This window comes from Brucella sp. NBRC 12950 (genome assembly GCF_030268145.1).
GTDB lineage: Bacteria > Pseudomonadota > Alphaproteobacteria > Rhizobiales > Rhizobiaceae > Brucella.
In genome coordinates this window covers 31,245-41,586 of sequence record NZ_BSQC01000026.1, presented here as the reverse complement: position 1 = coordinate 41,586, position 10,342 = coordinate 31,245, and the positions used below count along the sequence as shown (strand labels likewise).

Here is a 10,342-nt window from a genome sequence, read left to right as displayed (position 1 = left end):
CCCATTCCTCGTTTGCAACCCCGACCAGCCTCTCGGAATGGGGGCTGAACGTCAGCACCTGTCGCATCTGTAATCTGCTGGGAACGTCGCAACTTTAACTTGCTAAAACAATGTGTATAACGGGGGTACATTCTATTTTAAACTGCAACATGCCAATGAATTCATGAGGTTAGCCATGGAGGAAATTGGATGCCGCATCAATACCGGAAACACCAAGCTCAAACAAATTATGACCTTTTAACGATAAGCTGTTCATGCTCTGGCATGCTTGCCAAAGCGGTCGGTTGCAAAACCCTCAATATCGATTTCCGGCTTTTGTCCTGAAAGCAGCGCAGCCACGATCCGCCCCGTTCTGGCCGATGCCATCATTCCGACGTGTCCATGTCCCAAGGCATAGGCAATATCCCGTGAGTGGGGAGAAAAACCGATACAGGGTCGCCCATCCGGCATGGATGGACGATGCCCCATCCAAAAGCGCGTTTTTTTCAGCTCTAGCAACGGGAAACGCCTCGCAAGATGCTGTTTCAGAATTTCTGCGCGCCGCCAGTCCGGTGCAGTATCCGTTCCGGCAATTTCGACCTGCCCGGCAGCGCGCAGACCAGATTCCATCTGCTGTACCACCATCCCGGCATCCGATGCCATGAAAGCTGTGTTGAGCCCCGAAGAACTGCCCTCAACCGTAACGTGATAACCGCGCTCGCTCTGAAGCGGCAGCCAGTCGCCAAGGCAATTGGCCAACCTGCCCGAGCCTATACCCGCAGCAATGACGACCTTATCGCAAATGACTTCACCGCGATCTGTCACAACAGCTTGGAGACGGTTGTTTTCAAACCGAAAATCACGCGCAGTGGCTGTTTCAAATACCGCACCTCTTGCCCTCGCAAAATTGGCGAGAGCGGAAACATAAGCACCCGGATCCCGGCAGCGTCCGGCCTCATCAACGGCGACAGCGAAACGATAACGTGGCGGTAAGGCCGGTTCCTCATCGTAAACCGCTTGCCCCGAGAGCTCTCGCCATCTGATACCTGCACGCGCACGAATATCCCATGCAAGCGCCTCTTCTTCAAAATGAGAACGATCCGTATAGGCGCAAAGCACACCACCTTCGGCGATCAGATGCCCCACCCCCGCCTCATGGCCCAGCGCTTTATGCAATTGTGGCGCTTCGGCCAGCAACGGGCGTAAAATTTGCGCCGTTTTCTCAACTTGGTTCCATGTCCAGCCCGCACGCAGATAGCGCAGGAGCCATGGCAATGCTTTTGGCAAATAAGACCAACGGATGGCTAATGGACCAAGTGGATCAGCGATATACGATGGAATCTTTTTCCAGACGCCCGGAATGGCAGGAGGCAAGATGGACTGGGTGGATAACCAGCCCGCATTGCCATAGCTTGCCGCCTGCTCCCCACCGGGACGATCCGGCTCGATCACCGTAACCTTGTGGCCGCAGCGCAACAATTCCAGCGCACAGACAATACCAACTGCACCTGCCCCGATAACCGCTATATGTCTGCTCATATCTCCGCCCCGTTGCTGCGATGGGTGGGCAGTGCCGCTATACTCACCAGATTACTCAGAAAAAAGCGTCAGGCTGACGGAAGTCGGAATGTTGTATGCCCACGCAGAAAGGCCTGCGTCCTTTCGTTTTGCGGATGCATCAGAATTTCGTCTGGTGTGCCTTCCTCGATAATTTTGCCATCGTGCAGAAAAGCGATGCGATTGGCGACATTATAGGCAAAACCCAGTTCATGCGTGACGATCAGCATAGTCATGCCCTCTGTTGCAAGGCTCTTCATGGTCATGAGAACCTCACCGACCAGCTCGGGATCAAGCGCGGATGTCGCTTCATCGAACAGCATGACATCAGGCTCCATCGCCAGCGAACGAGCAATGGCCACGCGCTGCTGTTGACCACCGGAAAGGCGTGAGGGATATTCCTTGATTTTTTCGACCAGGCCTACCTTTTCAAGGTAATAATGGGCACGTTCACTGGCCTCCGCCCTGCTGCGCCCCAATACCTTGCGCTGCGCAATCATTACGTTTTCTTCCGCAGAAAGATGCGGAAAAAGGTTGAACTGCTGAAACACCATGCCGACGCGTTGACGAAGATGCCGCAAATTTTCCTGCGAATATTGCATACTGCCCTTTGAATCGGGCGTACCGACACGCTTGTCGTTCAGGTGGATTTCACCTGAAGTGGGCATTTCCAGAAAGTTCATGCAGCGCAGCACCGTGCTTTTGCCCGAGCCACTCGCACCAAGCAGAACAACGGTTTCGCCTTCGTTGATATCAAGGTTGATGCCTCTCAAAACATCGCGCGTGTCGAATTTTTTATGGATATTTTTGGCGGCAATCATGCTCATGAGACACCTCAACTCGACTTGCGAAATTTGTATTCCAGCACATAGGACAAGCCACTCAGCACAAGAACGATGGCCGTCAACAGCACGGCAATGGCGCTGTAGGCTTCCACTGGGCGATATTCCGTATCGCTGATAAGCTTCGCCTGATAAAGCGCATCTGGATAGGCGATGGTGGCGGCGACCGAACTGATTTTGACGACTTCGATGGCCTCGTTTGTCAAAGCGGGCAATGTGCGCCGGATCGCCTGAGGCAAAATGATACTGCCAAATACCGAACCTTCAGACATGCCAAGCGCGGTCGAGGCCTCCCATTGTCCACGGTCGATGGATTGGACACCGCCGCGAAGAATTTCGCAGAAATAAGCGCCCGAATAGAGCGAAAAGGCAACTGCCGCAGTGAGGAAGCGACCGTTCTGTATGCCTGTCAGCACCGGAATAGTGTAATAGAACCAAAATAGTAGAACAAGCGCCGGCAGATTGCGCAACAATTCCACGTAAATCGCCGCAAATACCCGCAGGAAAGCAAATCGCGAAATGCGGGCCATCGCCAGCATCACGCCCAGTGCAAGCCCGCAAATAAGAACGGTCAGCGAAAGATAGATCGTATTCAGCAGGCCTTCGATTAGCACATGCTTGTAATTGAGCAGAAACGAGAAATCCCAGCGATAATTCATCGGATATGTGCCTTCTGAAGACGCCGTTCGAACCCGCGCGAAATCATGCTGAGAATAAAAATCACCACGAAGAAAATGGCACCGAGCACGGTAAAAGTTTCGATAGGGCGGAAGGTGCGTGAGGAAATCAACGAAGCTTTGTAAACGATCTCTCCATAGGTAATGATCGAAGCCAGCGTTGTGGTCTTGATAAGGTCGATGACGCGGGTCAGGAAAATCGGCAGCATATTACGCATGGCCTGCGGCAGTATGATCGACGTGAAAAGCGAGCGCCTTTTCATGCCAAGCGCCAGAGCGGCCTCCCATTGGCCTTTGGCAACAGCGCCAATGCCGGAACGAAAGACCTCACAGAAAAAAGCTGCCGATTGCAGCCCGACGGCCAACACCGCCGCTGTGGTCGGCGAAAAATTCAGGCCAACGATCATCGGAAGGGCAAAGAAGAACCAGTAGATCAGAACAATCGCAGGGGCCGCGCGAAAAATCTCGACATAGACCGCAGCCGCCTGCGAAAGAAACGGGATACGCGAAAGCCGCAGCAATGCCAGCGCAAGACCGAGCGGCAGTGCTACGATCATCGACAGCACCACCAGCACAAGCGTTCCATAGGCTCCTTCGATGAGGAGATCATAATTTCTAAAAACGGGACCGAAATCCCACTGATAACTCATCGAGATATCCTCGGCTGCATGCGTTTTTTTCAACGCGTGCCCGGGTTTTCACCCGGGCAACTCTCTTGTTATTTCCAAAGTTCGCGCTGTACCGGAACTGCCGTTGCCGAGTCGATCTTACGGAAGCGCAGGAAGTCCTCGTAGATGCTCTGCGTCTTGCCGGTATTGTAATAATAGGAGACCGCGACATTCAGGAAGTCACGCCAGCGGGCATCCGGCTCCTTGCGCACGGCAACGCCACCGGGGATGGATACGGCAGGCTTGAGAACAATGGTCTTGCCAAAGCCGATGCGCGCGCGCGCAATATCTGCGGCCACTGCCGAGATGATCCCGCCATTGGTGCGACCGGACTGGAAGGCGGCAAAGATTTCGGCACTGTTCTGGAAGCGCGCAATATTGGCCTTCGGTGCAACCGTGCTGAGATATTCATCCGAATTGGTACCGAGCGCGACACCGACTGAATATTTCGGGTCATTGAGATCGGCCCAGTTGGTGACATCAATATCGTCCTTGGCAATTAACGCCATCGGATACCAGAGCATCGGCGTCTGCACGAAATCAACCGAAACCGCGCGGGCAGGCGTCGCATCGAGCATGAAGAACGCATCGAACTGGTCGGCCTGCAAACCGGCAACGGCATTGCCCCAAGTCGTTTCAACGATTTCAAGACGTACGTCCAACGCATCAGCGATTTCTTTTGCAACGGCAGGGCCAATGCCTCGCCATGTCGTGTCGCCAATGACAACAGCACCCGGCGCATCTGAATTGCTTGTGTCCTTGAAATACCATGGCTCAAGGAGAGCTGCACCAATACGCAAAACCTTGTTCTTGGTAACCTTATCCCATGTACTGCCATCGGAAGCGGTCTGCGCGACAGCGGGCGTAACAAAGCTTGCAGCGGCGCCTGCCGCAATGGCTGCGAATGGAGCAGCGCCTAAAAGTTTACGTCTGTTCATTGTCATTTCTTTCTTGGGAAAATGCAGAATTGGGGTGTTTTCAGAAGACAGGGTTCACATGAACCTTGCAGTAAATCTTACGGATGTAACCGGTCGTCTTCCAGGCATTGGAGACGCTGCGGTTAACGAGAAAGGCTTCATAGGGTTTAAACAGGCGGCTTTCACCGATCGCATTGGTGATTTCCACATTTCCTTCGATGAAATACATCAACTCGTAGTCACCGAATGCAGCAAGTTTGCGGGTATAGGCGGTGGCTTCCCAAAAGCCGACGGAAAAATGCCCGCCGTTGCTTGTATATATGACCTTGCGACCGACAGTTGGTCTGGGGCTCGTCAAAATAAGATCGGCGGCGGGGCCATCGATGGCATCGAGTTTCTCATCAAGTTTTGGAACAATGACCGCCAGCTCTTCCGCATTTGCAACCGGGGCATTCTCACCGCTGTACAGCATAAAGAAAATACGCGTATTTTCACCCTGTTTCCAATGCGCGCGAAGCCCCCGCGGAAATGCCGCTGTCTCGTTCTTGGTAAGCTTTGTTACACGGCCGTTGGCGTCCGTTACGCTGATTTCACCCTCAACGACGATCAAAAACAATTCAACCGGCAGACTGGCAATCTCGCCATCGAAAGCGCGCAGGACAGCCTCTCCTGCAAACATGCCGTGTTCATCGTTACGCGTGTAATAAAAGCCACGCTTGAAGAAGGCATTCTTCGACAGATCTGCGTTGTCTTCGTCTACCCAAGGCAGAAAAGCAGCGCTTCGGGTCTCAGAACGGTTAAACTCGACAATGGGAAACATTTTCTTTCCTTGTTGATAATCAGGAATTAGACATCAAGTCGATGGATCGGCAATTCAGTGGGCTTTATTTAGGCCCGCGTTTTTCCCAAGCTTTGAATAGAATAAATCAGAAACTCTATCGTGAACCCTGCTCCAGTTGATGAGCGCAGAGATCAAAGGCCGGTGAAATGCATGCCAGATTTTAGGCTGCAATGGGCTAACGGGATGCACGGCATCCTTTGGCCGCGACAACGCGTGGGCTGCCAGATCGCGTCCCATGATCGTGCCGATTGCGATACCGCGTCCGCTGAAACCGTAGCCAGACCACAGACCGAGTGCGAGTGCGTGGAGCTTTGGGTATTCATCCACCGTCATGTCGACCCAGCCGCCCCAGCTCTCTCCCCATTTCAGGCCTTTGAGCTGCGGATATGTCATTTCGATCCGGCGAATGGCAGAGCGCACATATGCCTTCCCATCCATGGTAAAAGCTGGACCATCAATGCCGATCTGCAAGCGCCCATCCGGCCAGATGCGGATACCGGAATAAAGCTTACGCGTATCGTTTAACGACTGACGACCCGGCAATACGGTCGCGAGCTGTGTTTCATTCAACGGTTCACTGACAATCTGGTAAGCGCGCACAGGAAAAACCTCGCGCCCTATCGATGGGAAAAGCGCGTCACTCGTAAAGGCATTGGTCGCAAGCAAAACTGCGTCAGCCCTTATCTCTCCACCATTCGTCTTGGCGACCCAACCGCTTTTGTTGCGCTGCAATCCAAGAACGTGAGTATCTTCATGAATACGCGCACCAGCCTCGATTGCCGCTCGTGCCAGACCACGGGCATAGCCCAATGGATTGAGCGACCCGCCGCGGCGGTCGTGAAGCGCTATACGATAGCGCGGACTACCCGTCACAGCCCGGCAGGCATCGCCTTCCAGCAACTCGACCGGATATCCGCGTCGTACAAGGTCCTCAACGGTTCTTGCCAGACCGGCCTCTTTCGAGGGAATATGGGCTGCAATCAGATTGCCCGTGCGGACCACGTCACAGGTCATGCCATGTTTTTCGACCAGACCGAAAACAAGGTCGGGCGCGTGCGCGGCAGCATGATTAATGCGCTCCGCAACATCTGAAGTAAAATCTGCTTCTATTTGCGCTGGCATGAATTTGGCGGAAGCCGCAACCTGTCCCCACGCGCGACCGGAACCACCCCAACCGATATGCCGCGCCTCCAGCACACGCACATCAACGCCAGCTTCAGCCAATGTCAGAGCCGCCGAAAGACCAGTGAAGCCTGCACCAACCACAATCACATCTGCTTTTGCATCGGCCTCAAAAAGATGCGTTTCAGGCGCACTTCCAGCCCGCTGATCAAAGTAAAGCGAAACAGGCTGCTGGCGGGCAGAAAGCAGGAAAGATGGCTTCATAATGATCTGGTATTCATGCATGCACCCATTTGGGTGGTCCTATTAGAAATCAAACGTTTTAATGACATAGGTGAGCCAGAACTGCTTGGTATCAAATATTATATAATACCGAATACAAAGAGTATTATTCTAATTTTATGGTATGCGACGCAAATCTGAAAGCCCATGACTTGCTATGATAGAGATGCCACAGAATTTGCTGGAAATAACGGTATGAAGCAAGGTATCCAGCGCAGGAAGAAACTCAGATATCACATCCACGGACAATCCCATGAACAGACACATGTCAAAAGATGAAGCCCTGCAGTTTGTTCGGGCCATCTTGCTCAAACACGGCGCCAAGGATCGTGTTGCCGACATTATTGCGGACTGCCTTGTGCGTGCTGAGTGTGACGGCGTGCGCAGTCATGGCTTGGCACGCCTTCCCGATCATATCGCTTCCATCCGGGCGGGATGGGCAGATCCCGCTGCCCTGCCCGACATTGTAAAAGTCCGAAGCGGTCTTTTACGCGTGGAAGGCAATAATGGCTTCACTCCTGTCGCAGGGAAGCTTGCACGCGAGCAACTTGTTGAGATGGCTCTGCGTGAAGGCATGGCTGCGCTCTGTGCACGCAATTCCCATCATATCGGTGCTTTATGGTGTGACATCGAGCCCTTGGCAGAGATGGGTTTCGTTGCTTTCAACTTCATCCATTCGCGGCCACGTATGGCCCCCTATGGCGCAAGCAAAGCGTTGATCGGTACGAATGCCATGGCTTTTTCGTTTCCCGACGGGAAAGGCAGCGCAGTCACGTTCGATCAGGCTTCAAGCTTGCTGTCGCTCGGGGATGTACGGCTTCATGCCCAGCAGAACAAGAAATTGCCGGATGGTGTGGGGCTGACGCGCAACGGAGTTCCTACCACGGACGCTTCCGAAATTATGGCGGGAGGACCCTTGCTGCCATTTGGTGGCCACAAGGGAGCATCGATTGCCATGATGGTCGAAGTGATGGCGGCGGCCATGACGGGCGCCGCTTTCGGTTTTGAAGACCGGTCTTCCGCCTATCCCGGTGCTGCGAGTTCCAATGCCGGTCAGTTTCTGCTGGTGTTATCTCCTGAAGCCACATCGGGGAACAATGCAATGGAGCGGTTCGCGGACTTAGTTTCGCATCTTCATTCCGATCCCGCTGTGCGATTGCCCGGCGAGCGGCGACACGCCAACCGGGCAAAAACCGAGACAGAAGGTTTGATCATAGGCGAGGATCTGGCCCAGCGCCTTTCCGCACTTCAGCCTGACTGAAAGAGCAAATTACGGAATTGGAGCGGCTGAATGCACTAATATTGTGGAGCAGCTACAATGCTTCCCCCGAAATTGGCCGCAGCATGCCATGGTCAGCGCGAATAGTATAAAACCGTACGCGCGAATGCTCTGACCTGTTTCGTATCTGCAAGTATTAAACATTTTTGATCGGCGTCGAATTCTTGCCGCCGAACACCCGATATTTCACTTAATCAGCAACCTGTTCGAGCTTTAAAGCTCAACAATCTTATTAGCATATGTATGAAATTCATTGCAGCTACCTAATCACAGAACTTTACCAAGTTGCGCAAATTCTTTCTCGCCCAAAAAAAGCTGCTTTGGTTGCGCTCGAAATCTGCGAACACGATGAACTAAGTTAATTTGGATCAAACCTTCATCGACCGCCCACGTCATAATGCACGAGAGCATATCAGCCTTGCGTGCTGCCGTACTAGCTCCACCAGTTACCACCGAAAGTCCGCGTTTCTTTGTCTTAGTGTCAGCCTTCGTTTTTTCCAACCGTGGTATCGTGTATCAAACGTTTGACAATCCGCGGATCTACATCAACAACGGCCGCTTGCCCCAAAGGTGCCTTTAAAGTGCCGGGCAATTCAACCTTAATCTGTCTCAATGGTCGATGCTTTTTAGGGCGATTAGAACGTGTCAAAACGGCGCCAGCTTCTGCCGCCAGCATTTATTGCTTGCAAAGCTCAGAGACTTTTGATGGCTTTGTCGCCACTTTCAATCCATTCTGCTATTTTGCTGGATCAATACCGATAGATACCTAGCTCAAAATACGTTGTCTTCCACACGAGCTGTTTCAACCGTCCAAGCCACACCGAACTTACTGATTGATACCCAGCGCGCTCTGCCCCTTAAATAGTAATTCACAATGTAGACCTGTTCCGCACGCTGGCGTCACGCACCAAAGCCAGCCACACTACCTCGTCCCGAATCCCAAATAATTGAGTTCGACTGCAATCCTGCGACATCATTTTTAGTTAGTGGCACCTTAAACCCTAGCAGCCAATAATCACCTTTCAGTCAGCGAGTTGAGCAGAATTGTAGCGAATAGCAACGATGAAGTTGTAATAAAATTGAAATACTATCTTAGTGATTGTAGTTAAATTTCAGGAACTGCCGCGAGGCCATTTACACCGAAGATGTCGGGATTTCGAGTCTCGCATCGCCCACCCTTTTTTCCTAATGATATAAATTGTTTAGACGGTCGTCTCGGCGACCTTTGCTTTTGACCGCCACGAAAACTCCTTCGCTACATTGATGCGCGAAGCCCAATTTTTTGGTACCTTGCAATTGCGGTGAATCATACGGAGGGGAAATGAGATGCTTGTGAAAGTCGAGGCAGCGCGACGGGAGGGTTCAGCTCCCGCTACCATTTACGATAAACCAATCAGTGAAACTCACATAGAAGTCTTGCCGGGCGAGGGATTGCAGATTTCGTTCGTTGCATCTGGTATCTATGGACAAGATCGCCACAATGCCAGGTATCGGTATACTGTTGTCTTGGCAACCAACGAACTGGCCATTCTAATTAGTACCAGTTGAGTAGTTGATTTATGATTTTGGCAACATAATTGGCAGTATGACAAAAAAACGTAATCATCAAAGAATGGGTCGGCGGCTGTTTTGAATCAGTCCCTCGGCAAAATCTCTTATCATTCCAGATGGCCCGACAGTTTTATCACCTAACTCGTCAAATTCAGGCAAAGCAAGCAGATTTTCGGTTGGTATCGGAATGAACTTGAATGCACGCCTTTTCACTTAATGAAAGTGCATCTCAAATTTAGTTTTTATCTTATAAGTGTCATTGTGCAGGTACATTCTGTTTTAAACTGCAACATGCCAACGAATTCATGTGGTTAGCCATGGAGGAAATTGGGTGTCAAATTGCTATTCTTAGAGCTAAAAGCTGGTTTTGCGAACCCCACTCACCATGGCAGAAAGGCGCCATTGAGAACATCAACAAGCGCATTAGACGGTATTTACCCAGCAACACGGATCTGGCGCACGTCGGCCGGGCTCAGTTGACTGCCCTCGCCCATGATCTCAACGCAACCCCATGCAAGTGTCTTGGATTCAAGACACTTGCTGAAGTGTTCGCCTCCCTTTTGCAGGACGCAGCATAATCAGATAGCCTCATCAACGGCATGGTGCACTTGGAGAGGCTTTCCCAAA

Annotated in this window: 9 protein-coding genes and 1 pseudogene; 2 read left to right on the top strand and 8 right to left on the bottom strand. The window is 52.0% G+C overall.

The annotated features are described in order from the left end of the window. Positions 1-252: 252 nt before the first annotated feature. The 7 genes from QSJ70_RS26615 to QSJ70_RS26585 form a co-directional block, all read right to left on the bottom strand. Entirely contained in the window at positions 253-1,518 is a 1,266-nt protein-coding gene (locus QSJ70_RS26615; protein WP_285541147.1) for an NAD(P)/FAD-dependent oxidoreductase, read from the bottom strand. A 68-nt stretch (positions 1,519-1,586) separates the two neighbouring features. Next, the gene (locus QSJ70_RS26610) at positions 1,587-2,363 is read right to left on the bottom strand and encodes an amino acid ABC transporter ATP-binding protein (RefSeq protein WP_285541145.1); all 777 of its coding nucleotides are present in this window, start codon (positions 2,361-2,363) and stop codon (positions 1,587-1,589) included. Positions 2,364-2,371: 8 nt separating this feature from the next. Then, a complete protein-coding gene (locus tag QSJ70_RS26605) occupies positions 2,372-3,037 on the bottom strand; it encodes an amino acid ABC transporter permease (RefSeq protein WP_285541143.1) in 666 nt (221 codons plus the stop codon). Continuing rightward, positions 3,034-3,705, bottom strand: coding sequence for an amino acid ABC transporter permease (locus QSJ70_RS26600; protein ID WP_285541141.1), 672 nt, complete (start codon positions 3,703-3,705; stop codon positions 3,034-3,036). The genes QSJ70_RS26605 and QSJ70_RS26600 overlap by 4 nt, the downstream gene beginning before the upstream one ends. 68 nt (positions 3,706-3,773) lie before the next feature. Continuing rightward, positions 3,774-4,661, bottom strand: coding sequence for a transporter substrate-binding domain-containing protein (locus QSJ70_RS26595; RefSeq protein WP_285541139.1), 888 nt, complete (start codon positions 4,659-4,661; stop codon positions 3,774-3,776). A 40-nt stretch (positions 4,662-4,701) separates the two neighbouring features. Beyond that, positions 4,702-5,460 carry a cupin domain-containing protein gene (locus QSJ70_RS26590; RefSeq protein ID WP_285541137.1) on the bottom strand — a complete coding sequence of 253 codons (759 nt, stop codon included), beginning with the start codon at positions 5,458-5,460 and terminating at the stop codon, positions 4,702-4,704. A 54-nt stretch (positions 5,461-5,514) separates the two neighbouring features. After that, positions 5,515-6,867 carry an NAD(P)/FAD-dependent oxidoreductase gene (locus tag QSJ70_RS26585; protein WP_285541135.1) on the bottom strand — a complete coding sequence of 451 codons (1,353 nt, stop codon included), beginning with the start codon at positions 6,865-6,867 and terminating at the stop codon, positions 5,515-5,517. Between the two features lie 271 nt (positions 6,868-7,138). Here QSJ70_RS26585 and QSJ70_RS26580 point away from each other — a divergent pair, with 271 nt between their 5' ends. Then, a complete protein-coding gene (locus QSJ70_RS26580) occupies positions 7,139-8,146 on the top strand; it encodes an Ldh family oxidoreductase (protein WP_285541132.1) in 1,008 nt (335 codons plus the stop codon). A 499-nt stretch (positions 8,147-8,645) separates the two neighbouring features. Here QSJ70_RS26580 and QSJ70_RS26575 read toward each other — a convergent pair whose 3' ends face one another. Next, positions 8,646-8,840, bottom strand: a complete 195-nt coding sequence (locus QSJ70_RS26575) for a hypothetical protein (protein WP_285541130.1) — start codon at positions 8,838-8,840, stop codon at positions 8,646-8,648. A 1,225-nt stretch (positions 8,841-10,065) separates the two neighbouring features. On the opposite strand from QSJ70_RS26575, the pseudogene QSJ70_RS26570 reads away from it, so the two are divergent. Continuing rightward, positions 10,066-10,293: pseudogene (locus QSJ70_RS26570) on the top strand (transposase); the annotation flags it as partial. Positions 10,294-10,342: the final 49 nt, after the last annotated feature.